The 25921-nt window shown below is 31.3% G+C and carries 27 protein-coding genes; 21 read left to right on the forward strand and 6 right to left on the reverse strand.

What is annotated here, in order from left to right:
- Positions 1-52 precede the first annotated feature (52 nt).
- The 14 genes from COE53_RS06535 to COE53_RS06600 all read left to right on the forward strand — a co-directional run bounded on the left by COE53_RS06535 (position 53) and on the right by COE53_RS06600 (position 9604).
- Positions 53-394 (forward strand): hypothetical protein, encoded by a 342-nt coding sequence (locus COE53_RS06535; RefSeq protein ID WP_098947578.1) that lies wholly within the window; start codon positions 53-55, stop codon positions 392-394.
- A 220-nt stretch (positions 395-614) separates the two neighbouring features.
- Positions 615-1175: an SMI1/KNR4 family protein gene (locus COE53_RS06540; protein ID WP_025568793.1), complete on the forward strand. Its 561-nt coding sequence runs from the start codon at positions 615-617 to the stop codon at positions 1173-1175.
- 125 nt (positions 1176-1300) lie between these two features.
- Positions 1301-1480 carry a hypothetical protein gene (locus COE53_RS06545; protein WP_025568792.1) on the forward strand — a complete coding sequence of 60 codons (180 nt, stop codon included), beginning with the start codon at positions 1301-1303 and terminating at the stop codon, positions 1478-1480.
- 138 nt (positions 1481-1618) lie between these two features.
- Positions 1619-1951: a hypothetical protein gene (locus COE53_RS06550; RefSeq protein ID WP_025568791.1), complete on the forward strand. Its 333-nt coding sequence runs from the start codon at positions 1619-1621 to the stop codon at positions 1949-1951.
- A 163-nt stretch (positions 1952-2114) separates the two neighbouring features.
- The gene (locus COE53_RS06555) at positions 2115-2690 is read left to right on the forward strand and encodes a suppressor of fused domain protein (protein ID WP_069032512.1); all 576 of its coding nucleotides are present in this window, start codon (positions 2115-2117) and stop codon (positions 2688-2690) included.
- Between the two features lie 165 nt (positions 2691-2855).
- Complete coding sequence (locus tag COE53_RS06560; RefSeq protein WP_069032513.1) at positions 2856-3206, forward strand: hypothetical protein; 351 nt, start codon at positions 2856-2858, stop codon at positions 3204-3206.
- Between the two features lie 183 nt (positions 3207-3389).
- Positions 3390-3857 carry a hypothetical protein gene (locus tag COE53_RS06565; protein ID WP_098947579.1) on the forward strand — a complete coding sequence of 156 codons (468 nt, stop codon included), beginning with the start codon at positions 3390-3392 and terminating at the stop codon, positions 3855-3857.
- A gap of 171 nt (positions 3858-4028) precedes the next feature.
- Positions 4029-4892, forward strand: a complete 864-nt coding sequence (locus COE53_RS06570; protein WP_069032515.1) for a hypothetical protein — start codon at positions 4029-4031, stop codon at positions 4890-4892.
- A 219-nt stretch (positions 4893-5111) separates the two neighbouring features.
- Complete coding sequence (locus tag COE53_RS06575; RefSeq protein WP_069032516.1) at positions 5112-5723, forward strand: hypothetical protein; 612 nt, start codon at positions 5112-5114, stop codon at positions 5721-5723.
- Between the two features lie 435 nt (positions 5724-6158).
- Positions 6159-7163, forward strand: a complete 1005-nt coding sequence (locus tag COE53_RS06580; RefSeq protein ID WP_098947580.1) for a serine hydrolase domain-containing protein — start codon at positions 6159-6161, stop codon at positions 7161-7163.
- 180 nt (positions 7164-7343) lie between these two features.
- A complete protein-coding gene (locus COE53_RS06585) occupies positions 7344-8012 on the forward strand; it encodes a Type 1 glutamine amidotransferase-like domain-containing protein (RefSeq protein ID WP_069032518.1) in 669 nt (222 codons plus the stop codon).
- 162 nt (positions 8013-8174) lie between these two features.
- Positions 8175-8399, forward strand: coding sequence for a hypothetical protein (locus tag COE53_RS06590; protein ID WP_025568784.1), 225 nt, complete (start codon positions 8175-8177; stop codon positions 8397-8399).
- Between the two features lie 394 nt (positions 8400-8793).
- Positions 8794-9171 carry a barstar family protein gene (locus COE53_RS06595; protein ID WP_084006753.1) on the forward strand — a complete coding sequence of 126 codons (378 nt, stop codon included), beginning with the start codon at positions 8794-8796 and terminating at the stop codon, positions 9169-9171.
- Between the two features lie 94 nt (positions 9172-9265).
- Positions 9266-9604, forward strand: coding sequence for a hypothetical protein (locus tag COE53_RS06600; RefSeq protein WP_084006754.1), 339 nt, complete (start codon positions 9266-9268; stop codon positions 9602-9604).
- A 500-nt stretch (positions 9605-10104) separates the two neighbouring features.
- Here COE53_RS06600 and COE53_RS06605 read toward each other — a convergent pair whose 3' ends face one another.
- The 4 genes from COE53_RS06605 to COE53_RS06615 form a co-directional block, all read right to left on the reverse strand.
- Positions 10105-10590 carry a DinB family protein gene (locus COE53_RS06605; RefSeq protein ID WP_098947581.1) on the reverse strand — a complete coding sequence of 162 codons (486 nt, stop codon included), beginning with the start codon at positions 10588-10590 and terminating at the stop codon, positions 10105-10107.
- Positions 10591-10677: 87 nt separating this feature from the next.
- Positions 10678-11343 carry a nucleoside/nucleotide kinase family protein gene (locus COE53_RS06610; RefSeq protein WP_098947582.1) on the reverse strand — a complete coding sequence of 222 codons (666 nt, stop codon included), beginning with the start codon at positions 11341-11343 and terminating at the stop codon, positions 10678-10680.
- A gap of 27 nt (positions 11344-11370) precedes the next feature.
- Positions 11371-11547 carry a hypothetical protein gene (locus tag COE53_RS23870; protein WP_175403445.1) on the reverse strand — a complete coding sequence of 59 codons (177 nt, stop codon included), beginning with the start codon at positions 11545-11547 and terminating at the stop codon, positions 11371-11373.
- Positions 11548-11848: 301 nt separating this feature from the next.
- Entirely contained in the window at positions 11849-12928 is a 1080-nt protein-coding gene (locus tag COE53_RS06615) for a site-2 protease family protein (protein ID WP_098947583.1), read from the reverse strand.
- A gap of 260 nt (positions 12929-13188) precedes the next feature.
- Here COE53_RS06615 and COE53_RS06620 point away from each other — a divergent pair, with 260 nt between their 5' ends.
- The 5 genes from COE53_RS06620 to COE53_RS06640 all read left to right on the forward strand — a co-directional run bounded on the left by COE53_RS06620 (position 13189) and on the right by COE53_RS06640 (position 22104).
- Positions 13189-14658, forward strand: a complete 1470-nt coding sequence (locus COE53_RS06620; RefSeq protein ID WP_098947584.1) for a long-chain-fatty-acid--CoA ligase — start codon at positions 13189-13191, stop codon at positions 14656-14658.
- Between the two features lie 461 nt (positions 14659-15119).
- Positions 15120-15707, forward strand: a complete 588-nt coding sequence (locus tag COE53_RS06625) for a M10 family metallopeptidase domain-containing protein (protein WP_025568465.1) — start codon at positions 15120-15122, stop codon at positions 15705-15707.
- A 13-nt stretch (positions 15708-15720) separates the two neighbouring features.
- The gene (locus COE53_RS06630; protein WP_139116333.1) at positions 15721-16509 is read left to right on the forward strand and encodes a hypothetical protein; all 789 of its coding nucleotides are present in this window, start codon (positions 15721-15723) and stop codon (positions 16507-16509) included.
- A gap of 85 nt (positions 16510-16594) precedes the next feature.
- Positions 16595-17326 carry a hypothetical protein gene (locus tag COE53_RS06635; RefSeq protein WP_025568463.1) on the forward strand — a complete coding sequence of 244 codons (732 nt, stop codon included), beginning with the start codon at positions 16595-16597 and terminating at the stop codon, positions 17324-17326.
- A gap of 614 nt (positions 17327-17940) precedes the next feature.
- On the forward strand, positions 17941-22104 hold the full coding sequence (locus tag COE53_RS06640; protein WP_180242393.1) for a S8 family serine peptidase: 4164 nt from the start codon (positions 17941-17943) through the stop codon (positions 22102-22104).
- Positions 22105-22123: 19 nt separating this feature from the next.
- On the opposite strand, the gene COE53_RS24270 is transcribed toward COE53_RS06640, so the two are convergent.
- Positions 22124-22252, reverse strand: a complete 129-nt coding sequence (locus tag COE53_RS24270) for a hypothetical protein (RefSeq protein ID WP_286162542.1) — start codon at positions 22250-22252, stop codon at positions 22124-22126.
- A gap of 257 nt (positions 22253-22509) precedes the next feature.
- Here COE53_RS24270 and COE53_RS06645 point away from each other — a divergent pair, with 257 nt between their 5' ends.
- Both COE53_RS06645 and COE53_RS06650 read left to right on the forward strand, forming a co-directional pair.
- Positions 22510-23958, forward strand: a complete 1449-nt coding sequence (locus COE53_RS06645; RefSeq protein WP_025568461.1) for a HAMP domain-containing sensor histidine kinase — start codon at positions 22510-22512, stop codon at positions 23956-23958.
- Entirely contained in the window at positions 23955-24641 is a 687-nt protein-coding gene (locus COE53_RS06650; RefSeq protein WP_025568460.1) for a response regulator transcription factor, read from the forward strand. The genes COE53_RS06645 and COE53_RS06650 overlap by 4 nt, the downstream gene beginning before the upstream one ends.
- A 230-nt stretch (positions 24642-24871) precedes the next feature.
- Here the strand turns inward: COE53_RS06650 and COE53_RS06655 are convergent, their stop codons facing one another.
- A complete protein-coding gene (locus tag COE53_RS06655) occupies positions 24872-25813 on the reverse strand; it encodes a S66 peptidase family protein (protein WP_049813523.1) in 942 nt (313 codons plus the stop codon).
- Positions 25814-25921: the final 108 nt, after the last annotated feature.

Genomic DNA, 25921 nt, shown 5'->3' on the forward strand with positions numbered 1-25921 from the left:
AAGAATTTTAATGAGTATCTTCTCTTACAAATAAAATAGGAGTAAATCGATCATGAAATTGCGAGGTATTCTTTTAACTGTAATTGCTTTGACTTTATTATTTACAGGATATAGAGTTTTTTCTTCTACATACAAACCAGTAAATAATAGTACAACTTTCTCTGCTAAAGTAATAGATAAAATACAATCAAAAGATAAATATATCATTGAGGTAGTAGATGTTAATAACAATGATCGAACAGGAAAAGTAATTGTAAATGATGAAAATGTCTGGAATTTGATTGAAAATAAACGAGAATATTTTATGGTAGTAAACTATAAATCAAGTAAAATGTATACTCCTATATTCAGTGAAGGAAAAGCAACGTTACAACAGATTGATATTGTTAAATAAACTGGAATTGAATTTTAAATCATATTCAATATAAATAAATATTTACAATCTTATGTAACCAACACAATGCATTAGTTGAAGATCAAGAACAGCCAAAGGCTGTTCTTTTTTATTAAAGTAAATGGCAGATTAGTGAAATATGGATAGGCTAAAAAAAGAAACAAATAATGTTTTTTATCAAGTACAATATAGTTAATCATTACCTTTTAGGAGGAAGTAAATGGAGCTATTAAATAGAACTCTAAATGGACTGAAAAAAAGACTTGAAAAAGCTAACACAATTTATATCCAACATACTGAAGGAATGGTTTACGAAGTTACTTGTGATTTCAAAGCATCAGCATCTGAAAAAGCTTTAAAATTATTTGAGAATCAAACAGGCTATACGCTACCACAAGATTATAAGGATTTTTTAAAACTACATAATGGTTCAAGTCTGTTATATACACCTGATTATGGTGATGGTATTGAATTATTTTCAATAGAATACACGTTGGAACTGTATGAAAGTTGGAAAGAACACTCAGCATTTGAACGTAATTTATTTGCAATTGGAACATGTAAAGATGGATATTTACTAATTGACGCAGATCTTTGTAAACCAAAGCCTAATCGAGATGGGAATTATATACATTGGTTAATTGACGGCGGGTCTGAAGAAGATGTAATACCGTTGCATACTAATTTTGAGTTATGGTTAGATCGAATCATTGCGGCACAAGGTGATGATTACTGGAATTGGTCTATATTTTCCGCAGAAAACTATTATAAATATAAATAAGTTTCTTATTCTACTAAAGCAATGCTTTAGTTGAAAAAGTATTGTTTTTATTGTGAGCGGTATATTAAAACTACTTTCGGTTGCTTTGGTAGAAAGGACTGGTAAAGATAATTTAGGAGAAAAATATGAACTTTACACATCTTGCAGTTGCACCATTATATATTATTGTTTCATTAATTGGTTTAGGATATCTTATTTTTTGTTGGAAAGACAAGGGTTGTTTAAGTATGTTGTTCAAAATTTATTCCATTTTACACATAAGTATCTATTTTGTTGCACTTTATTTATATATAACAGGAAAGTGACACAAAGGGGGAAGCTATGAATTCAGAAATGTTAATATAATGGTATAAAAAACACAATATAGAAGACAGAACGATTAATGGATTTTGGACATACCTTGATAACTGGAGGAACGAGGATTCCGATTTGAATTTGGAGATTTGGATAAAAGATTAATTGAATTAGAGGTTAAAAAAATCCAGTTTACTCATATATTTAATTATAATGATTTTATTTATGTCCTTCTATGGATTTATTATAATGACGAAAATATAGGTTCATATAAATCTGTTTATACAATGGATGGAGAAACTGAAGATGATATTCTTAATTTCGATGATAACAGGTTTATAAAAAATCTCGTTGAATCAACCAATAATTCAATAGAAATAGCAGAGAAGGCTTTAATGGAAGGGATTTCTAGCGAAGTGGTTGGAAAAATTTCTGGGTTGAAGTCTTCACTTATAGCTGATATCAAGAGTAAAGTCTCATAAAAATCCCTATTCAACGAACGCATGGTTTAGTTGAAGAAAACGAGTTGCTAGCAGCTCGTTTTTTTATTTAACAAAATGGCAGGTTAGTTACATAAGGAATGATATAATTACGTTATTAGTACCAATGATTTTAAATAAAACATCTTTGAGTGGGGAATTAAAAATGAGCGTATCAACAGAAAACAAACAGATTGCTAAATTTGCACTAAAAGTATTTGGAGGTAAGCCTAAAGTTAATAAATATTGGGATGACAATAAAGCAAGTTCAATTGACATACTGTTTTCTAAAGATACTCAATTTGACGATAATGTATTTGCTTTTGCTACTCTTGGTCTTTCCGATTTTTCTATTGGTTATGAAAATTATGAATTGCCGCTAAGAGTTGAATTAGTGGGAGCAAGTGAATTTGAATGTTTCCCAAATCTACTGAGTTCCTGTGCGTTTTACATTATCAATTCTAATTATAAATGTTTCCCAGGAGCAATATTTGAGAATGTAGTTAGTATGTATTTGCCTCATAGTGACATGAAGCATATTTTATTTGTTAATCCTTATTTATGGGAAAATAAATTAGAAACATTAAATTTCGAGAAAAAGAAAGTTACTTGGTTAATGATTGCTCCTATTTCAAAAGAAGAAAAAAATTATGCAGAAGAATATGGAATAGAAGCTTTAGAAACTTTATTCGAAGAGAAACAAATCAATATTTTTGACTTGGAGCGCAATTCTTCAATCTAAATCCTTATTGAACTAAAGCATGCTTGAGGTGAATATCAGCTATCAATTCAGTTAGCTTTTTTTATTCTACAAAATGGCAGTTTAGCTGAATAAGGAATAATAAAATATGTTACTATTATGAAGTAATTAATGTTCTAATTTAAAAGTTCGAGAGAGGTAGTTTTAGTGAAAAAAGCTTTTTATTTAATTTATTTTTTACCGATTCCTTTTTTTACTACATGGTTTGACTTGAACAGAGTTCCGTATACATCTTATTTTTTATTATTTGCAACTCTTATTCTGGCGTTACTGCTAGTTCGATTAAGAATGAGTCGCTTTTTCATAGTAAATGCACTCGTGCTTTTATTATCTATTATTTTAGTGAAAATTTTTATACCAGAAGATGGTCCATATAAAATAATTGAAAGAAATTTTTCTCCAATTTTCTATTTTATATTATATTTTCTAGGTCAATTATTTATTAGGTTTATATTTCACGTTATAGCTATCAATAAATCAGTGACAAAAGTGCAGTAATTTTAATTCCTTTAAATTTAAAACCAAGAGTTTGAAGCTATACAACTAAAGCAGTGCGATAGTTGTAGATCAAGATCTGTTTCGGCAGTTCTTAATTTATTATATTAAGAGGAAGTTTAGTTCAAGTGTAAATGATAAAATAAATTTAAAATTATTATAAATTAATTAGGAGATTAATATTTAATGCCATTAATCCATGATTTTTATTTAGTACCAAAGGATGTAACATTAAAAAATGATATAATTGGTTACATGGATTCTATAATAGAATTTGGAGTAGCTCACGTTAAAATACAGGATGAACTTATTCTGTATATGAATGATACGATAAGTTGGGTACCATCAAAAAGAACACCTTTTACAAAGGGATTTAATGAAATGGGTCTAGATTATTACGGAATTACGATTTTCGATGAAAACTCAACAACTATTTTAAAAGACGTTCTACTTGGGTGGAGAATAATATTTGCTAGTGCTCCGAAAGTATTAATCTTAACAGGTATGTACGTTGAAGGTGATCATGAAGAAGATGGAGAGTACGAGAAAATTACTTTTAATCAAGATGAAGTTCTTCAACAATTGGATGCTTTAATCGCACTAATTGTTGAAGTCGAAAAGCATAGTCATAAAATTTATCATATAGGAATTTAAAATTCAAAATAAAACTAAATCTTATTCAACTAACGTATGCAATAGTTAAAGATTAAGAGCAGCCAAAGGCTGTTCTTTTTTATTAAAATAAATGGCAGATTAGTTGAATAAGAAGAACAGTAATCTTTATGATATCTTATCATTATATGAACATCTTGGGGGATAACATTTATGAAGAATTTTAAGCCAACGTTTTACAAAAATGTTGATGAAATCGCAGGTGAAAACGATTTTTTTAAGATTAGCATAGATTATAATGGGAATCTGGTTTTGCTAACAGTAAAGCAAGAGAAGGGAAAATATCTATATAAAATTTTTCATTTTATAAATGGAGAAATAAGAATAATTGAAATCCCTTCTGTTTCTTACTCTTTTGAATTTGCACAACCAATTGAGGAAAATTGGTTACTGGTTAGTTCACGAACTGACGATGACGAATGTCTAATTAACAATGCAACTATTTATGACGTTCAAGGCAACGCTTTGGAAACTTTCTCATTTGGCGATGCCATTGAAGATGTGCAAACTACTAAAAACTCAGATATTTGGGTGAGTTATTTTGATGAAAATATGGATTATGGATTAAGATGCTTTGATACTCAAGGATCACAAACCTTTAATTATATAGATTTTGTTAAACAATCAAATAATGAAGTTCCTTTTATTGCTGATTGCTATGCTTTAAATGTTACTTCAAATGAAACAGTTTTTATTTACTATTACTCGAAATTTCCTTTAGTTAAAATTGAAAAAGATAAAGATACTTATGAAATATTTAAAAATATTCCCATTCGAGGCAGCCATGCATTTGCTATCAAGAATGATTTTGCTTTGTTTAGTCATGATTATGGTAGAAAAGGTGAGGTATATTTATATTCGTTACAAAATAGGAGTAAGAATCTATTTTATACTCTGGATCAAGAGGGTAAATCTCTAAACTATGATTATGCTAAAGGTAGAGATAATAAATTATTCTTAACAAAGGATAAAGATATTTATCTAGTAGATATAGAAAATATATTAAGTGTAATTTAAATTGAAGTTTTCTAAAGAGTAAATGAACTATTTCTTACTCAACTAACGCACTGCGTTAGCCATCCATGAATCCTCAGATTCACAACAGTGAATGGTAGTTTATTTCGTACTCCCAAGGTAGTTGTATTAGGATCCTGTATCCAAAGTTGGAGCTTCAAAAAATATCCTTGAGTACCTTGAGTTTCATCATAGTTAAACAATAAGTGAGGTAAATAATTTATGGAATATCCAATAATGGAACCACCATTTGAAATAAAATCTTTTAGGGAATTAAGTGCTAAAGAATCGAAGGCACTTTTAAATTGGTTTGAGAGTCAAATACCTGTACGTCTAGATTTATTACAAAAAGCAATAAAACATACGACCGATGATTCAACTGAATTTCTAGATTTTAGTCCCTTATCATTGATACCATTGTGGCGTTGGTTCTTAGACCAAATTGAAATTAAGGAAAAGACACAAGAAGAAATCATGATCGAGAAATTGAATATTCCTGAACAACTTCGAAACATAATTGAAATAGAGACGCAAGAATTAAGTGTTGGAACACAAATTCTTGCGATGGATATTGCAATTTATACTGCTGAGGTATTAATAAGAAGTAATTCAGAAATAAAATGGGGAAGAATTAGAAAACCCAAGAGTTCTATAGATGTAAATCGTCCAGTTCTAATTAGTAATTCGTCTAAGGTGGTAATAAACCCGACTAATCAAATTAGCAATCTGACAGAGCGAATGGTGGAAATTGGAAATACTAACGAAAGAATACTTAAAGAAAAATATGAATCATGGGTTTATTTTTTCAGTAATAACCATTTAAAAGAATATTGAATAACTTTTATTAAATTTTAAAAATGTTGATTATTGCAAAAGAAAAAGGCATTTATTTCTAAATAAAAACAAGCTGAAAGACCGCATTTATTACTTGCTGTCTTTTTTAATTTTTAAATGAATATGATTATATCATTTTTTATGATTTAAATAGTAATCTTATTATATTTTAATCACTTCCGATGCAGCTAAATTTCTTTTGTTTATATTACCTATTATTTTTCTCAGAAAAAAGCAGGATGCCACTAACTATTTTGCCAAAAATAAAAGTGACTGCTCATACACTCCCAACTGAAATTAAACTAATGGAATGCGATACTTCAATAGAAGATCGCATTTTCTAATTCAACAAAATTGGAAGGTTAGTTGAACAAGGAAATCGAAATTAAATGTTGAATTTATAAACTTAAAAGAAGTAATAGGTGGATAAAGTATATGAGTGATAAATTCAAAGAAATAGTAAACTGGGTAGAGAATATAAATGTTCGAAATCGAAGTTCTGCTTCAGCTTTAATAATCATGAAAGATAATAATATAGTACTAGAAAATTATAATGGTTTTCATAGTAATTCTGATAATTCTATACCTGTAACATTAACATCTAAGTTCAATGTTGCTTCAGCAAGGAAATGTTATTTAGGATTAGCAGTTGCGTTTGCACTATATGAAGGGAAAATTAAAAGCCTTGATGATTATGCAATCGAATATTTTGATGAACTAGATGAAAAAATACTTGGAAAAACAACAATAAGACATTTAGTTACACATTCACATGGCTTGAATGAGACAGATAATGGATCAGCTTTTAGAGAATTTGAACCAGGTCAAGGATGGGCATATAGAGGGATTAACATATTAATGATGACAAATCTCATAAAAAAACTGTATAACAAAAGCTTTCCATATCTTCTAAAAGAAAGGGTCTTTAGACCATTAGGATTTAAAGAAACTAGCTGGGAAACAAAAGAAAATGAGAGTTTAGTTAAAGTAATTGATAATCCTGACAAAAAAGCATCATTTAAATTAGGATATTCAAATGATGGTTCCGAGTCTAACCTTCATGTCTCAACAAGAGAATTTGCATACTGGGGTAATCTTCATTTGAATAAAGGAAATCTAAATGGAAAACAGATAGTCCCCAATGAAGTTATTGAAATAGCAACTCAAGTTCAAAATTTTAATAATAAAAATAAAGATTTACCACAAAATGGCTTGTTTTGGTATGTTCAAGATATTCCGAGGAAAAAGAGTGAGATTGGTGATAGAGTACCACAAGGATCTTATCAAATATTAGGAATAACAGGTCCAACTATTCTAGTAATACCTAAATATAATGTTGTTGTTGCTAAAATGTATAACAAAAGATATAACTATGGTGGAGATCATTATCTTTATTATTTAAAAGAATTCAGTAATATAGTAGCAGATGCTTTTAAGTAATAGAGTAACATTCTAATGTAACTTACGCAGTGCGTTTGTTGAATAAAGAAGTTACATGAATAATTTTCCGATTCGCCCATTGATTAAATTGAAGTGTTCTAATCAGTCATAAAGCTAGGGTTGCTATTATAGAAGAATGAACAAAATTGAAATTACCAAACTAGGACAAGGAGTGAAGTTATGAAATTTCTGCTTACATCTGGAGGCATCAATAACAAAAGCATACTCGACGCGTTGGTAGATATGCTAGGCAAGCCAATTGCTGACTCCAACGCCCTGTGCATCCCCACTGCGATGTATGGACACCCTTGGGTTGGTCCTGGCGTCAAAGCTTGGGAGTTCATCAGTGGGAAAGAAGAAAATCCCATGGTCAGCCTCGGCTGGAAGTCAGTCGGCGTGTTGGAGCTCACAGCGCTGCCAAGCATCGACGAAAACCGCTGGAAACCACTGCTTCAGGAGACAGATGTATTGCTGGTGTCAGGCGGTGACGCCCTATACCTGAACCACTGGATGCGTCAATCTGGGCTGGCAGATCTTGTACTGTCACTGAACTCAGTCTATGTGGGAATGAGTGCTGGGAGCATGGTGATGGGACCTAACATAGGGGAATACTTCGTTGGCTGGACTCCGCCAAACGGTGATGATGAAACACTGGGACTGGTTGATTTTTCAATCTTTCCGCACCTAAATCACGAGATGCTGCCAGGAAACACCAGTGCTGCCGCAGAGAGATGGGCAGCAGGGATGCCGGGGCCGGCGTATGCGATTGACGATCATACCGCCATCAAAGTAATCGACGGAGAGGTTGAAGTTGTTTCCGAAGGGCATTGGAAACTGTTTTCGCCCTGATACTATTCCTCAGGAAACTGTTGCTAAATTAATATTGAAATAGATTGAGTTGCTCATTTTAACTTAAATAAGGATGGGCTATATTAAAAATTCATAACATAATGCAACTATCGCATGCAATAGTTGAACAACCTTTAATCTGCTTTGGTAGGGAGAATCAAATTGAATAGTTACATTTCATCAGGGGCTTGGTTTGTGCAAGTGATTGGTATTGGAATAATAGGAATTGCATATTTTCATACAAAAGACCGTCATGATAAAGCAAGAAAGAGAGGGAGTACATACTTTTCAGTAGAACTCTTTTTATTATTACCATGGTACATCGCTAAAAGTTTAATTTTCTTTTTAGGTGTATTTTTCATTTTAGTTCCTTTTAGTTCGTTGTAAAACTATTTAGAACTAATACAGTGCGTTAGTTGAAGATCACGATCTAGTATAATTTACAAAAAAGGATGTTTATATGGCACATTAATTGTAATTATTTATATAACTTCAATACTTGTATCATACTTTTTTCCGGGTACTTATGCTCCATTAGTGGGTATCGCTATTGGATTTCCGATACATGTACTATTATTACTAGATAAAATCCTTCAAAAACTAAATGAGATAGATAGTAAACTAGAAAAATAATAACTAAAAATCAACAAAATCGGCTAAAAAGTCGATTTTTTTTTGTGCTAACTGGCAATTTAGTTGAATAAAACATGGTAAAATATTGTTATTAATTTAATTAAAATAATTTTGTCCAAGCACTTTTTGAGATGTAAGGGGTAATAGGATGACAATTTTTGTACTGGGTTCTATTTTATTATTTTTTTTATTTGTCTTGCCTTATTTTATTGTATTTCTATCCAAAATTGAAAAGAAAAAAACTGAATCACCCACGTTGTACATTAATGTATCAACCGTACGAACTACCAAAGAATTGCACTCACTTTTGAAAAAAAAACTGAAATTTCCAGATTATTATAATGAGGACTGGGACTCGTTTTGGGAGATCATTTCTGGTGTCGTTGAGTTACCAAATAAAATCAGGTTTGTTGGGTGGTCAGAATTGGAGAGAAGATTCCCTGAAGATTCGAATATTATGAAAGAGTATCTTCTAGAACATAATCAGGAATTTCCCAATTGGAAATGTGAGTTCTTGTTCAACTAACACAATGCATTAGTTCAATAATTGGAGAGAGCTAATGAATAATACAATCATTTAATTTAATAATTAATGAATTATTTCAAATAGGAGAATATTAATGTCTAATTTTATTAATATCGAGAAATTCAAAAAGTGGGTAACTGAGAAAGATTTAGAAGATGAAACTATAAAAGGATTTTGGGAGAACTTTAATAGTTGGAAGGAAGAATACCCTGAAGAATTTAAAGAAACTTTTGAAGATGGATTTGAACTAGAAAAACTTTCAACATATATTAAATCAGTTTCATTTACATTTACTAACTGGCCAGATGACGATTATAATCACGTGATTATTCGTCTTAGCTTTGAATATGATGAAGAAATAGTAGGGGAATATAGAATGGTTTTTGAATATGAAACTGGTGAAATATTTGATGATGTATTTCATGTTTATTAATTAGTACCGTACTTTCTTGTTCAGCTAACGCATGCTAGAGTTAAATAAAAAACGCTACCAATTTAGGTAGCGTTTTTTATTCAACAAAATGGCAGATTAGTTCAATAAGAATTTCTAAGGACTTATTCCTCTCAGTTGTCTTAATAGTATCAGTAACTCTTGTGGGTGAAAAAAATGAAGAATTTGATTTTAATAAACATTTTTATTCCGGTAGTTGGATTTTTGATTTTCTCTTTAGAACCTGACCACTTTTCTTGGAAAAGACTGCTCGAACAAAGATTTAACACTTGTTGAAATGATAGTTCAATACCTCAAGGGGTGATAATTTGATATTTTTATATAGCCATATTTCATCTGCACTTGAGTGATATTCAACTATTGCAATGTGTTAGAATAAGTCCTACTTAATCCCAATGACTTAACTTATAAAAAAAAGCTACCGTCACTGGTAACTAGAACATATATATAAAACTAACCTCTAAAACTATATTCTTTGTTAATTATTTATTCGAGTGAGTGACGAGACCCCGTCCAATTAGATTTGCAGAAACAGGTTGTTTCCCGATTTCCCTTGCCCAAATTGATAATTGACCTATATGGTGAATTTCATGAGCGATTGTATGTCTAATGATTTCCCCCCAAGTATCCGTCACCGTTCTTCCATCTGGTAAGGTATCGTAAAATAAACGATTTTCCATTTCATTATCCCAGCTGTCTACAAAATTTTTCACTTCAATATGAAATTTCGCGTCCAATTCTCGAATTTTATCTAAGCTTTTATAATCATTAAAACTCTCCTGAAAATCAGATTTGCCTTGTAAGACACGAATCCAGCTCCACTCTACATCAACTATATGAAATAGTGTATGTAAAATACTTCCCATTCCACCAGATCGGGTCAACAGTAATTCTTCTTCACTTAACTCTTCACACCACCTATACCAATCATCTCTTACCGACCAATTATAGCTAAAAAACATTTGCAATTAAAACTCCTCCTAATATAGAAAATTAAGCTACTAAAATAATTTCATTTTTATGAAGTTACTTTATTAGTTAACGCATAGTAAAATTTATTTTTTATATACAAAACTCGGGTTATTTAAATCATTATTTTTAATAATTACATCGGCATTAAGTTGAGGTGAGTGATGCTCCAAATAGAGTTTCGAAGCTGCATGATACCTTTTAATAAACATTTCTTCGGCTTTATCATAGCTTCCAAATGCCTGTTCTTCACGGATAGCTCCTCTTTTTCTTGCAATATCAAATTCGGTATCTACGAATATTTTAAAATCGTACAGGTTATATAATTCCTTCTTAAATAAAAAGGTTCCATCTATAATAAAAATCATATCATTTGTTGCAACTTTTAAATCTGAATTAACATATTCATCCTTGAGCAAGTCAAAGGAAATTGTTTGATAATGCAAGTTGCCATTTGGACCTAAAGGTATTAAAAGCTTTTGCTTAAAAGACTCGTAATCATGGGCATCCTCATAATAACCTAAAGCAGATTCCTTCCCTCGTTTGTAACGAATTTCTCTCGGGTTATGAAAATGATCTATACTTGTTCTAATCACGTTTTTTTTCCTGTTTTTAAGTTCCTCAGCGATTTCATTAGCAATTGTTGTCTTACCAGATGCCGTGATTCCACTAACTCCCACTCGAATTGGATGATCTGTTTTTAAGCACAAAATTTTATTTACCAAATCAGAAATTAATTTGCTCCTTAACATGTATCCTCCTTATTAGCGAAGAACTTTTTAATTTGGTCCATTAATATTATTTGGACTAGTAGGATTAGTTGTATTTCTCCCAATTTCTTCATTAAGTGTTTGATTATCACTTTTAGTTGGAGCGCCGGTTCCAAACTTCTTTTCCATAAAAAAACCAAATGCAATCATAAAAATAACAAATCCCAAAATTATATATCCAAACAAAGTCGCATACCTCCTGTCATTATTAATTGTTATTTAGACAAAACTCAAATTTACACAAAATGTATGTGTATTAAAAAGCTCGTTATCGTTCTATCTTTATAGATATTCCATTTTTTTCCACTAAATTCCTTTTCCTTTTTAAAACTAAACTATCATTTAGCTCTAACAACGGCATATTATATGCCCTAGACAATACTTCAAATCCCGAAGGAAATGGGAAAAAGTCACGAATATCAAGGGAGCATTTAAAATAAAAGAACCTATCTTGAATAATTAACTTCAAAATAGGTTCTTTATTCTATTATCTACCTAAAACATGTTCAATTAACCCATAGCTCCAAAATCCAAGTAAAGCTAAACTACTTGCTAAAATGATATAGGCAATAAAAATTTGCCATTTTTTACGATTGCTAGAAACATAGTAAGTTTCTAACGTTTCTTGTTGTTTTAGTAAAGGTGAAATCCTCTTATGCTTAATTTCTTGAATCTTTTCATCAATATAAATTCTCCAGTCTAAGTCTGGTTCATGTAAACGTGCACGAACGGAACGAATTAGATAGTTTATTTCAAGGCGTTCCTTATGAATTTCTAATTCTAATTTCTTATTATCCTCAAAAAACGGGAAAAAGAAACGTTTTACAATCGTTCGATCAGAATAGACATTAAAGATCCCAAATTGAAATTGTTTAATAGTATGTTCGTATAGTTTTATTTTTTCCTTAATTACCTTTAACTGGTAAGCTTCTCGAATTCGTTTAATGAAGGTTGTAATACCTAAAATAATAATATAAAATGCGAGAAAACTAGGTTGATAAAATAAAAATACTAGCATCATCATAATACCGATAAACCAAAATATTGGAGGTAATACACTTAATATTCTCCCTCCATCTAGAGGAGAAATTGGAATTAAATTAAACAAATTAAGTATACAGCCTAAAGCAATGACTAATCCGAAAAATTCATTATGTGTGTAATGATAGAGAGGAATTGCTGGTAGAACTGAAATTAAGCCTAAAAACGGACCACCAAACGCTACATAAGATTCAGTTACAGCATCTTTTGGCATTTCTTTAAGTGAAATCACTGCTCCGACAAATGGAATAAAAAATGCTGGTGAAGTTGGTAGTCCCTTTTGTTTCGCAGCAATTAAATGCCCGCCTTCATGACAAATTAATAAGTAAACAAGAGCGAAAGCAAAATACCATCCAAAAGTAAATCCGTATACAAATAAATACAATATCATGCTTAAAAAAGATAAAAATTTTGCAGCTTTTAAGAACGGTAAAAGTAGCTTTAACTTAGTACCGATTAGTGCGATTACAATACCGATTCTTGTTAACGATTTTTTCGTTTTATTATTGATCATTGGTTGTGCCATTCATTTTCACCTTCTCGCTAATTATGATATGATTATGTAGTATAAAAATTATATCATTAAAGATTATTTGTTTGATAGAATAATAAAGAAATAGGGACTAAAGTCTGTCCTTTTACTGAATTAAAAAGAAAAAATTAAAGATGAATATAACAAAATAAATGAGTTTAAGTAAATGTTAGAGAGTTATCTTTCTAACTTTTGCATTTTTCTAGAATTATATGAAATACTCACAATGAAATTAACTAAGGATTGATAAAGTAATGAATATATTTGGGATGATTAAAGAAGTAGCAGATCATAAAGGTAAAAACATAGCTTATCGATACGATGGAAGCAGAACGAATTATGAAGAACTCATTTCATCGTGTGAGAACATAGCACAACTATTAGTTGAAAATATGATTGAAAAGGGAGATAAAATAGCGATTTTATTAGGGAATTCTCCTGAGTTTGTTCAAACCTATTTAGCAATCTTAAGACTAGGTGCGATTGTCGTTCCATTAAATCCAGCTTTTACAGAAAGTGAACTCAGCTATATTATAAAAGACTCTTCTACTAAACTTGTAATTTCAACTAGTGAGCAGGAGAAAAAGCTTAAAATTGTTAAAAAACAGTGCCCTACATTATTAAATATTATTTTAATAGATGAAATACAACCGACAGTGACAATAAAAAATCATTTAGAAGAAATTGAAATCCTACAAGATGATACGGCTGTTATTTTATATACTTCAGGAACAACTGGTAACCCGAAAGGTGCAATGTTGACTCATTTCAATTTAATTGAAAATGCAAATGATTTTTCAAAGTTAATCGAATTAAGTGAAAATGATCAGATGATCGCCGTCCTTCCAATGTTTCATTCATTTTGCTTAACATTATGTGTAAATATGATTTTGTTAAATGGGGCATCAACAATCATCATTCCGAAATTTAATCCAACTGAATTGGTTGAGGTAATCAAAAAAGAAAAAGCTACTTTAATTGCGGCGGTACCGACGATTTATAATTATTTATATCAATTAAAAAGTGCGACAGCAAACGATTTTAGTAGTTTAAGAGCATGTATTTCTGGCGGGGCATCTATACCAATCGAATTATTACAGTCAATTCAAGAAAAATACAATGTCCTAATTGTAGAAGGCTATGGATTATCTGAAACAGCTCCAGTTCTTACTTTCAATCCATATCGTGGAATTTGTAAACCAGGATCAGTTGGACTTGATCTACCTAGTGTTGAGACAAGAATAGTAAATGAAAATGGCGAAGAAGTTCCAACTGGTGAAGTTGGAGAAGTTGTTGCGATTGGACCGAATGTGATGAGTGGTTATTTAAATAATATAGAAGAAACTGAAAAAGCATTTTTTAACGGTTGGTTTAAAACCGGTGATCTCGGTAAAAAAGATAAAGATGGATATTTATTTTTATTAGATCGAAAAAAAGATGTAATTATAACGAACGGATTTAATGTTTACCCACGAGAAATAGAAGAGAGACTTTATCAACATCCTAATGTTCTGGAAGCAGCAGTAGTCGGAAAACCAAATCAATTAATAGGTGAAAGTGTGTCTGCTTATCTAGTCGTTTTAAATGATTCAATTTCTGAAAATGAGATCATTGATTTTTGTAAAAAAGCACTTGTATATTATAAAGTTCCTAAGGAAATTAATTTTGTGAAAGAACTACCTAAAAATAGTACCGGGAAAATTTTAAAAAGAAATCTTAGATAATTTTGGAGACCAATCAATTTGATTGGTTTTTTTGCGTTTTTGTAGATATTCAAAATAAATCCATGCTCTCTATTCTTTAACTAATCTTTCTTCAAATTTTTAAATCGTTAGTGAAAATATAATTCTTCTTTTTTTATTGGTATTAGATCTCAGAACACTATAAAGTTTTTCTCTTATAATTTAGTAAACTGGTTTTTTATCATGTTAAACCGTTATATTGGTTTGTTTTTATAGGTATTTTGTAGTTTTTTGATAATTTCATGTCCGAAGAAACTAGTAATTAGCACTATATAAAGAGTGACTTAACTAGTCTGAATTTCGTAATTTTGACACAATACACCAAACAAATAAATGCTAAATTTTGGTAAGATTTAAGAGGAATAGAAATCATTTTGCTGTTCTCTATTTCAAAGGATGTCCTAGGGAAAATAAGTTAAAAAAATTTATTTGTGGAGGGTATTATGAAAAGATTTGTAAAAAAAGCCTTATTATTAGGAATAACGTTTGTTTTTATGACTCCAATTAACGCAAAAGCTTATACCACATTTAATGGTCACAAGATGTCTTCTGGAATTGGAAACTACGGAAATAGTACAAAATTTTATTGGGTGGACTCATCGGCAAATACGTATTCTACTAAAATAGCAAATTCATTTGATCGATGGATATATTCAACAAAATATGCTGGAATTACAACACCAATTTCATATAGGAAGACAACTAGTAAAAGTGCCAGTACGGTTGATATTTATAAGGTCAAATCAATTGGAACAGGTATTGTAGGACAAACTATGTTTTTTGTAAATCAAACAAAAGTTAATCCGTCTGTACAAAATTGGTATTGGTCAAAAATCGAATTATCCGAAAGTTTATTGTCAAAATTTCCTCAATATCAACAAGTAACAATTAGTCATGAAATTGGACATGCATTTGGGTTAAGTCATGCTGCAAAGCAGTTAATGGATCCTGGTGCAGACTTAGCTTATTCTATTGGAATCGAATTTCCTAGAAAAGATGAATTCAATGGGATCAACTATCTTTATAAATAACGGAGGATTAAAAATGAATAAGAAGATGAAATCATTATTTTTTATTATATTATCAATTTCCTTCTTAACAGCATGTAATAATCAAACTCAAAGTAAGAAAAAAGAACCTACTACTTCAATATCAAAAGACATTAAGACTGATAATTCAATAGAAAATGAACTTATTAATGAGAACAATCAAGAATTTGTGGACAAAGTAAAAGTTGTAAATTCTGAACTTGCTTTTGCAGTTACGTACAATGATGTTAACCAATTAATGAAAGACTCAGAATTGGCCGTTGAGGGTGTAGTGTTGTCTACTGAGAATTATGTAAACATAGATAAAGCTACTGATATTGGTAATCCATTAACGAAATTATCGTTTAAAGTTAATCATGTATTAAAGGGAGATTCATCTTTAGAGGGTAAGAAAATAACAATTTTAGAGCAAGGTGGATATATTTCTGCAAAACAGCTTGGAATGAAAGATAAATTTCCAAATTTAACTGAAAAGGATTTGGACGAAACTTTTTTGGTAATACCAGACGGTCATAGACCATCGGTAAAAGGTGATGAATTTGTTGCCTTTTTATCAAGCGAGTCTTATTTTAATACTGGCTTTGATTTTTACGAATTTATAGCCGTATATCAATCAAAATTTGAATACGATAAAAACAGTCAAGAATATATAAGACCATCTGATGATTTTGCTGAAATGTTAAAAAAAGCAGATAGTCTTGATGAAAAAAAGGTAATTGAAGAGGAGATAAAAATTGAAAAAGAAATTAATGATGATGTAACTGAATTAGTGGAAGAAACGTGAGGGAATTAAATTAGTAGAATTATGCTTTTCAACTCTTTGTGCTTATGTGACTATTAAGTTAGTCATTTAACAAAGGGGATCGAAAATGAGAATGAAGATGTTTATTGTGTGTATAAGTTTAATGTGTGTATTATTGTCAAGTTGTGCAATTCCATCATCTAATGGCAACTATCTTGAATTGGATGATTATGATAAATTAACTTCATTTAGTGCACATAAAGGAGAAGTGTACTATATTGATTATTCTTTTGTTGTCAAAAAAGGCTATGTAGATTTAATTGTCTATAATAAAAAAACGAGAGATATTGTTTTCACAACATCAAATAAAAAGAAAGCAAAATATCAAGGTTCATTTAAAATACAAAGAAGCGGTATTTATATTGTCGAAATGGATGGTTATAAAGCATCTGGTGAATATAAATTCAAAATTAATAATGAAGCAATTGCAAAAAAAGAATCAACTATTGAACACATGGATGAAATGTTGTTAACGAATACAAAAAATCATGATTTTGAGATAGAGAGATGGAAGGATAAAAAAAATACTTATTACAATGTAACATTCAAAACAGATTATACTGGAGTAGAGTTGTGTACGTTTGATGGTATAAAGAATGAAAACAGCGGAATAATAGCAGGAAATTACGATCGGCAGGATGATCTTGTTGCATTACCAACAACAATTGATGTTTGGAAAAGTGCAAAAACGATGATTCATTTTAATATTCCAAATGAAAAAACGATAGGTGGTATGGTAATATGCTATATTCCTATTGAAAAAGATGGGGAAACACTTAGTAAAGGAAATCAAATATGATCGAATCCTCTTTCATTAATAAATGATAATGCAATGTAACGCATCTCTCTATTAGGTAAAAAGTCCAACTGAAAAAACTGAAAAAACGTCTAAACAAAATCCGAATGAAACAACAATAGAAGAAATTAAAAGTGCATTAAACAGATTTTAGAGAGATTGAGAGCAAATTTATGAAGCTATACTTCAACAAGGAGTATAACTTTTTTTTATGTTTTAATATAATTTCCTGTATTTTGAAATGAATTCCTACAAATCCCACAATTTTTAGTCGAAAAAACCTTACAAAAAACAACAAAAACTATCTTTTTGTGATTTTTTTCCCCTTTTTATTTCCAAAAAGCATTAAAAATGAAAATAATAAAAACTAGGTTAAAAATTTAAAAGAATAATCTGATTTTACTTAATAGATAAGTATAAAATGTAAATGTTTTTCATTTACTAAATTATAGATATGAACACTAGAAAAATAACAAGATTTATTGGGAATATTTGTAATTTTTGTAGAAAAATAAATGTGAATTTTATCTTAAATTCCCCCAATACACTTTATGAATTTGTCTGATTATAATATTAATTGTAAGATTTTTCAGAAAAGTGCAAAAAGGAGAATGCAGATGAATAAGCATAAAAACAAAAAAATCGTAAAGGTAATGACTGCTGGAGTAATCACTTCTAGCTTGTTTTCAGCTAGTTTAATTTCTGGTCATAAAACATTCGCAGTGACAAACTCTTCTGGCTCAAATACTAGTATTAAGGATATTGATAGTTATATCAAAAATATTTCCAATGCAGATCGAGAAATGATTCACAGCATGCAGGAAAATAATAATGCTGAAGGTCTAAAAATCTCACCTGACGTAGATTTAAATGTAGATACTCCTTTAAATGTAATTGTTCAGTTTAAACAAGCTCCATCAGAAATTGATTTTAAAATCAATCAAAAGAGCGGCCTTAATGCTTCTAAGCAGGATTCAATAGATAGGGTAGTGGAATCTCATAAAAAATTTAAAAAACAATTAAATGAAAATGAAAAATTAAAATCGATTGGTATTAAAAGAGAATACAAGAGTATCTTCAATGGTGTTGCAATGACGCTACCTGCTAATGAGGTAAAAGAACTTTTAACATTAGATACAGTAAATGCTGTTTATGAAGATCGAGAAATTACGGTGGAACCTTTCGTAGAACAAAATGGTGAGCCAACAAACAACGCTTCGATTAAATTAAATAATATGGAACAAATCGGTGCTGAAAAGCTACATAAAGAAGGTATTACTGGTAAAGGGATTAAAGTAGGTGTCATTGATACAGGTATTGATTATACTCATCCTGATATAAAAGATGTGTATAAAGGCGGATATGATTTAGTAAATAACGATTCGGATCCTATGGAGTCAACTTATGATGATTGGAAAAAATCTGGACAACCCGAATTAAATCCAACTTCAGGTGAACCTTGGTATACGGCACATGGAACACATGTATCAGGTATTATTGCGGGAACGGGTAAAAATAAATCCGATTTTGCCATAACAGGTGTAGCTCCAGAAGTAGAGCTTTATGGCTATAAAGTTCTTGGGCCATATGGTACTGGATCATCGAATACAATACTTGCAGGAATTGAAAAAGCTGTAGAGGATAAGATGGATGTCATTAACTTATCGTTAGGGGCACCTGTTGCTAACCCACTTGATCCATTGGCGGTTGCGATCAATAATGCTACATTAGCAGGTACGGTATGTGTTCTTGCTGCTGGTAATGCTGGACCTAACCAGTATACAATTGGTAGCCCAGCTTCATCTGCGCTTGGTATTACAGTTGGCGCAAGTAGCTCGCCTATTACGATCCAAACTAGTAATGCAGTCGCAACTTCAGCAACTGAAACCGCTAAATTAGACAATATGAGAATGATGGGTTCAGATTATACTAATCTAAATACGTTGAAGGAATCAAATCTTCCAATTGTTTTCGTAGGTAAAGGTCAAGTTGCAGATTACAATGGTAAAAACGTGAAGGACAAGATTGTACTGATTGAGCGTGGCGATTTAACTTTGAATGTAAAAATTAAGAATGCAAAGGCAAATGGTGCCAAGGCAGTAATCATATTCAATAATATTGATGGAGAGACGTATATTCCTTATTATTTCGGAAATAATTTTGACTTTATTCCAACCTTTAGTATTCCAAATGATCAAGGTACAAAACTTGTCAATATGTTATCTAAAGGTAATGTTAACGTAACGATGAATGATTTTGGATCTTTTGATACTGATGGTGATAAATTAGCTGACTTTAGTTCAAAAGGACCAGCAAGAAGGTATTATGACATTAAGCCAGAGGTCACTGCACCTGGTGTTGCAGTATTTTCTTCAATCCCTGCTTATTACAACGGAGTAGCTCATAAAGATGACTACGAACATGCATATGCGAGATTTGATGGTACTTCTATGGCTGCGCCACATGTTACTGGTTCTGCTGCTTTAATTTTACAAGCTCATCCTGACTATACCCCAGAGCAAGTTAAGTTAGCCTTAATGAATTCAGCAGATGCGTTAAATGGAAACTATAGTGTTTTTGAAGAAGGATCGGGAAGAATTGATGCAGATGAGGCTGTACATTCATCAATTCAAATTGGTGTGAAGGATGATGCACCAACACTTGATGAAAATGGCAATAAGATGATGATCCCAGAAACAGCTGGGGACCTAAGCTATGGTGCCATTGTATCGACAGATGAGGATTATACAGACAAAAAGACAATTGAACTGACAAACAATTCAGATGAAGAAAAAGTGTTTGATGTAAAAGTTCAATTTAATAATGTTGAAAGTTATGATAAGGACGCAGTAAAAAATGGCATTTCTTTAGACGTGCCATCTGAAGTTAGAGCTAAAGTACACGGCATGTCAAAAATCAAACCAAATCTTACTGTTCCAAAAACAGCTGAATTAGGAATTTATGAGGGATACATTACGTTTACAAATAAAGAAGATAGCAATGAAGTTTATCAAATTCCATTCGCCCTAAATAAGATGGAACAAGGGATAAAAGACGTTCTTTTAACAACAAAAGCTTTTAATACAAGAAGAGATTTACCATTCCCTATCTCAGGATCTACTGGAATTGCATTCTCTCTAAACAGTCGTATGGAGACAGTTGATGTAATATTAAAGAATGCCGACACCGGCGAGCAATTGGGAATCATTGACTCATTTGATGGTGGATATAATGAAGGTATGACATATGGTTTAGATGCTGGATTTAATGGTCTTTACTTCCCGTTTACAGGAAATCCTGACCAACCAGTTCATATTACAAAGGCACTTGCTTCTCCAGGAAGATATGAGATTGAAATTGTTGGAACAAACGAAGAAGGGAAAATATTTAAAAAATCTCAGCAAATTGTCATTGATAATACGCTACCAACGATGAAAATGAATATTCCAGGTGGAGTTTATGAAGTAGATGATACAGGTCTAAAAATTACAGGTAATATTTCAGATTCAAGTATTGATCAAATAAACAAAAATGGTGATAATATTGACCAATCAAAAAATACAGTTAAAGTAACGGGTGCACAAAATCCTATTGGTAATGTACCATTAGTCGTTGATCGTAATGGAAACTTTGAATACACAAGAAAAATCCAAGCAGAGAAAAATTTCTCAACAATGACATTATTAGGACAAGACATTGCAACAAACGGAATTCAAAATCACCCTAGTCAGACATACACTTTGGTTAAAAAGGGACAACCTTACATTAAATTAACAACTGATAAGTTTGACGCAAAATACGGTGATACTATTAAAGTAACTTTAAGTGAACATAATCTTAAAAATCTAATGGGTGGTGAGTTTACACTTACTTATCCAAAAGATGTATTTGAATACCAAAGCACAGAAATAAGTAGCGAATATGTTAATGCAGCAAAAGCTTTAGGGTTAACTGCAAACCTTACAGCTCAAGATCAAAAAACAGATACATCAAACAATTGGATAAAATTAACGACAAGTTTAGATGGACCTACTCCTACAACTGGAATCAATGCAAATATGCCAGTAGCTACGATTACGTTAAAAGTTAAAGATAAACCAAGCGTATATACAAAATGGGTTCAACAATTAGGATTCCAAACTGCTAAAGCGAATATTTTAGGTCAACCACAAATGACAATAAACAATAAATTTGGACAAGGAGTTAATATCATTCCATCTTATTCAATTCTTGAAGGCGGATTCCTACCAGATGGATTTGTACCTAGTAATTCGATTTGGTTAGATCCTAAAAAGGATTATTCAAAAGTAGGAGCAGAAGTGTATGTAATTGGTGGAACTGATGGGAAACGTTATGATGCAACCATCAACAGTGCTGCTAGATTCTCAGTACCTAATCTACCATTACTAGATCAATCTTACGAAATTGTTATCAAAATACCAGGTCATTTCGAAAGACATGTAAATGTTAATGAAATGGTAGATTCATATGATGCAATGGATGCTGGAAAATTAAAGTATTTCTACTATGCTACGATGAGAGCTGGAGATGTCAACAATGATAACGTCATTGATATACTAGATGCAGTCTATATCACTAGCAAACTAAATACAAATGATCGAAATGCAGATATCAATTTTGATGGAAAAGTTGATGCGAAAGATCTTGATTATGTTAAGAGAAACTATCTAATACAAAACCCTGACGTATCTGGAAAAATAAAACCAGTTACAAAATACAAAGGGAAAACGATTGATGATTATATTAAACCATTAGGGTAAGTTTTGTAGATTTTGGCCACTAGCTTTTATGCTGGTGGTTTTTTTTGTACTCATAAGGATTATCAGTAAGTAATAGTTTGCTCCTATCATTTAATCTTTGATAAATCTTTAAATCATTTGATTCATATCGTTCTTTTTGATTTTTCATAATCCACCTCCTTTCAATCTATCTTACATACAAATGAAACTAATAATTTGATGATTTTCTAACTATTTTATGAATTATGTGTTGTTTAGACTTATTTCACACAAATTTTACACTTTTTTAAGATTTATATGATATAGTTCACTTAATTTCAATTGAAACAATCTTTTATTTTTAGAGTGTGTAGTTTACGAAAGTAGCTAGCATGCTAAGAATAAAGATAATTTAAATAAAATTTTATTACCGAGCGAGTGAAAGAAATGTCAATTAAAATGAGGTTTCTGTTGTCTTATATTGGGGTGATTCTTTTTTCAATCACATTATTATTAGCAGCAGGTTTTTTAATAATTTTTGCAATAACAGGAGACGTAAAGTCAGTAGAAAATCTTTACAAAAAGACTTATGTACAAAAGCCTTTGACTACAGTTGAAGAAAGTGTGTTTCTTGATTTGAAGCTACTTGCTAAACATAATCCTCAGCAGTTACTTAATAAGAAGGAACTTAAAAGTATAGAGCATAAGAATATTTTTATTGTAGTTCGAAATGGAAAACAAATTGAGTACGCTTCCCCGTCATTAGATAAAAAAGTGTTGGAAAAAGCGCTACCTGGGTTTGAGGAAACGAATATTAATACTCGCGATACGATTAAAATTAAAGATTTGTTTTTTACGTATGTGAAATTTGATTTTTATTTTCCAAATCAAAGCCAAGGGAGTATTTTTGTCTTAAAGAAGGCAAGTTCATATGCCGAGGTTATTCGTAATCTTTTTCCAATTTTACTAGGTTTATTGCTTTTTTTATTTATCATAATCATCGGAATGTTAAACTATTTAGTTTCCCGAAGTATTATTAAGCCAATCTCAAAACTTAAAAATGGTGCAGAAAAAATTAAAGTTGGAGATTTGAATTTTGAAATTGATACAAATTCAAATGATGAAATCGGTGTATTAAATAAAGCTTTTGAGGAAATGAGAATCAAATTAAAAGAATCGATCAATCTCCAAATACAATATGAGGAAAATCGTAAAGAGCTATTGTCCAATATTTCGCATGATTTGAAAACACCGATTACTTCAATAATTGGATATGTGGAAGGGATAAAAGATGGGGTAGCTAATACTCCTGAGAAAATGGAAAAATATTTATCAACAGTTTACTCTAAAGCAAAGGATATGGATTCATTAATCGATGAATTGTTCTTATTTTCTAAATTGGATTTAAAGAAGGAACCATTTCACTTTGAAAATATCGAAATGAATAAATATATAGGAAGCTATATAGATGAAATTTATTTGGATTTACTGCAGCAAGGCATCAAAATAGAATTTAGTCAGGCAAATGAATCAATCAAGGTTACAGCGGATCGAGAAAAATTAAAAAGAGTGTTGTCAAACTTAGTAAGCAATTGTGTGAAATATATGAACAAAGAAGAAAAGAAAATTTCATTTTCATTAAATGAACAGTTAAATGAAGTAATTGTTGAAGTAACAGATAATGGTCAAGGTATTGATTCTACAGCTTTACCATTTATTTTTGAACGATTTTACCGTGCAGAACAATCAAGAAATTCGCAAACTGGAGGTAGTGGTTTAGGACTAGCAATTGCAAAACAAATTGTTGAAGAGCATGGAGGGAAAATCTGGGCAACTAGCGAGATCGATAAAGGGACAAGTATTTTCTTTTCCTTAAAGAAAGGTGAGAGAAATTGAAAGAAATATTACTGATTGAAGATGATATAAGCATTGCAGAATTACAAAGAGATTATTTAGAAATAAATGATTTTCGTGTAGATATTCAACATAATGGCGATGAAGGCCTTCAACATGCACTAAAAGGTAACTATGATTTAATTATATTGGATATTATGCTGCCAGGAAAAAATGGTTTTGAAATCTGTAAAGAAATACGTGCAGTAAAAAACATACCTATTTTATTTGTATCTGCAAAAAAAGAGGATATTGATAAAATTAGAGGCCTCGGTTTAGGTGCAGACGATTACATTACAAAGCCATTTAGCCCAAGTGAACTAGTTGCAAGGGTAAAGGCACATTTATCCCGATATGAAAGGCTGGCAGGGAACAATACCGTTTCAAAAACAATTTTCGTTCATGGAATATCAATCGATCGTTCAGCTCGTAAAGTTTTTATTAACGAAGTAGAAGTACCATTTACGACTAAAGAATTTGATTTAATGGTATTTTTTGTAATGAACCCGAACCAAGTTTTGAGTAAAGAACAGCTCTATGAAAAGGTTTGGGGCCTCGAATCAGCTGCAGACGTTTCAACTGTAACCGTCCATATTAGTAGACTACGTGAAAAGATAGAAAGAGATCCTACGAACCCTAAGTTTTTGGAAACAGTTTGGGGAGCGGGCTATCGATTTAATGTATAACGAAATTTTTAAACTATCACACTTGCTAAGACTTACGATAGGAGCAGTATTTGAAGTTTAAAGTATTCTAGTTAATATGGGTAGTTAGAAATAGTTTCAATGCGATGGTCCTTTGTAAATTATAATGTCTGGTGCCTTCCTATCGTTCAGCTTGTTTTTGATATCCCACCTGGGTGAGCAGGTGGGATTTACAATCTATAAAAATAGTACAACACATGAATATTAAATGTTCACTTTTGTGGTCGACACTCTTTCATTTGAATTCCAGGTTCAAATGAAATCGATTGATCGGCACCGTTCATCGTGACAGGGACTCCAAAGGGAACACCGTAATTTGGTGAACAATGACCGATATGAAATCCGCTTAAAACAGGTAATCCAAGCGGGACGATATGATCATTTACAATGTCCGCTATAGTTAGGGAGTTTTGGCGTTTTTTCGGTCCGCAATCATTGAAATTTCCTAAGATAATCCCTTTACATTCCTGAAGCTTATTTGCTAATCTTAATTGATTAATCATGCGATCAATACGGTAAGGTTCTTCTTGAATATCTTCAATAAATAAAATCTTTCCTTTTGTATCCACTTCATATGGTGTACCGATAGTGCTTGTTAAAACTGTTAGATTGCCACCGGTCATCGGGGCAGTGACAGAATGTGAAAATGCAGGGTATGTATCTACTTCAGAAGCGGTGAAGGTCAGACTGAGCGGTTCTAATAATTGCTTGAAAGACGCTAATGTCTTTGGTGGGACAGTATCTACACCACACTCTTGCATCATAGGCCCATGGAACGTTACTAGATTTGCTTTTTGTTGCAAAGCAATATGCAGAGCAGTAATGTCACTGTATCCCCAAAAGATTTTCGGATTGTTTTTGATGAGCTCGAAGTCTATGTCTTGTAGCAATCTTCCGCTTCCATATCCTCCGGTTGCACACAGTACCGCCTTTACTTCAGAGTCATAGAAGGCATCATGTAAGTCCGAAACTCTATTTGCATCACTTCCTGCAAGGTAGCCTCGTTTTTCAGTTACACCTTTTCCGATAAGGACATTGAGGCCGGCTTGTTCAATTTTTAGCTTCATCTTCATTACATTTTCAATGTTTGGTGGACTTGATGGTGCAATTATCATCACTGAATCTCCTGTTTTTAACGCATTCGGTTTATGCATAATGATCCCTCCCACTTGAAAATATCTTCTTTTATATATTCTATATCTAGCAGGAAATTCCTCATCTTAGGCTGTATTTTAAAAAAATATATTTACTTAAATTAGGAA

This window comes from Bacillus sp. AFS029533 (assembly GCF_002585125.1).
Classification (GTDB): Bacteria; Bacillota; Bacilli; order Bacillales; family Bacillaceae_G; genus Gottfriedia; species Gottfriedia luciferensis_B.

Coding starts and splice junctions, on each gene's coding strand:
- COE53_RS06625 (WP_025568465.1), top strand. CDS start 15,120: ATGAAAAGATTTGTAAAAAAAGCCTTATTATTAGGAATAACGTTTGTT.
- COE53_RS06600 (WP_084006754.1), top strand. CDS start 9,266: ATGTCTAATTTTATTAATATCGAGAAATTCAAAAAGTGGGTAACTGAG.
- COE53_RS06620 (WP_098947584.1), top strand. CDS start 13,189: ATGAATATATTTGGGATGATTAAAGAAGTAGCAGATCATAAAGGTAAA.
- COE53_RS06535 (WP_098947578.1), top strand. CDS start 53: ATGAAATTGCGAGGTATTCTTTTAACTGTAATTGCTTTGACTTTATTA.
- COE53_RS06545 (WP_025568792.1), top strand. CDS start 1,301: ATGAACTTTACACATCTTGCAGTTGCACCATTATATATTATTGTTTCA.
- COE53_RS06565 (WP_098947579.1), top strand. CDS start 3,390: ATGCCATTAATCCATGATTTTTATTTAGTACCAAAGGATGTAACATTA.
- COE53_RS06615 (WP_098947583.1), bottom strand. CDS start 12,928: ATGGCACAACCAATGATCAATAATAAAACGAAAAAATCGTTAACAAGA.
- COE53_RS24270 (WP_286162542.1), bottom strand. CDS start 22,252: ATGAAAAATCAAAAAGAACGATATGAATCAAATGATTTAAAGATTTAT.
- COE53_RS06640 (WP_180242393.1), top strand. CDS start 17,941: ATGAATAAGCATAAAAACAAAAAAATCGTAAAGGTAATGACTGCTGGA.
- COE53_RS06610 (WP_098947582.1), bottom strand. CDS start 11,343: ATGTTAAGGAGCAAATTAATTTCTGATTTGGTAAATAAAATTTTGTGC.
- COE53_RS06585 (WP_069032518.1), top strand. CDS start 7,344: ATGAAATTTCTGCTTACATCTGGAGGCATCAATAACAAAAGCATACTC.
- COE53_RS06555 (WP_069032512.1), top strand. CDS start 2,115: ATGAGCGTATCAACAGAAAACAAACAGATTGCTAAATTTGCACTAAAA.
- COE53_RS06575 (WP_069032516.1), top strand. CDS start 5,112: ATGGAATATCCAATAATGGAACCACCATTTGAAATAAAATCTTTTAGG.
- COE53_RS06595 (WP_084006753.1), top strand. CDS start 8,794: ATGACAATTTTTGTACTGGGTTCTATTTTATTATTTTTTTTATTTGTC.
- COE53_RS06540 (WP_025568793.1), top strand. CDS start 615: ATGGAGCTATTAAATAGAACTCTAAATGGACTGAAAAAAAGACTTGAA.
- COE53_RS06655 (WP_049813523.1), bottom strand. CDS start 25,813: ATGCATAAACCGAATGCGTTAAAAACAGGAGATTCAGTGATGATAATT.
- COE53_RS06635 (WP_025568463.1), top strand. CDS start 16,595: ATGAGAATGAAGATGTTTATTGTGTGTATAAGTTTAATGTGTGTATTA.
- COE53_RS06570 (WP_069032515.1), top strand. CDS start 4,029: ATGAAGAATTTTAAGCCAACGTTTTACAAAAATGTTGATGAAATCGCA.
- COE53_RS06580 (WP_098947580.1), top strand. CDS start 6,159: ATGAGTGATAAATTCAAAGAAATAGTAAACTGGGTAGAGAATATAAAT.
- COE53_RS06630 (WP_139116333.1), top strand. CDS start 15,721: ATGAATAAGAAGATGAAATCATTATTTTTTATTATATTATCAATTTCC.
- COE53_RS06645 (WP_025568461.1), top strand. CDS start 22,510: ATGTCAATTAAAATGAGGTTTCTGTTGTCTTATATTGGGGTGATTCTT.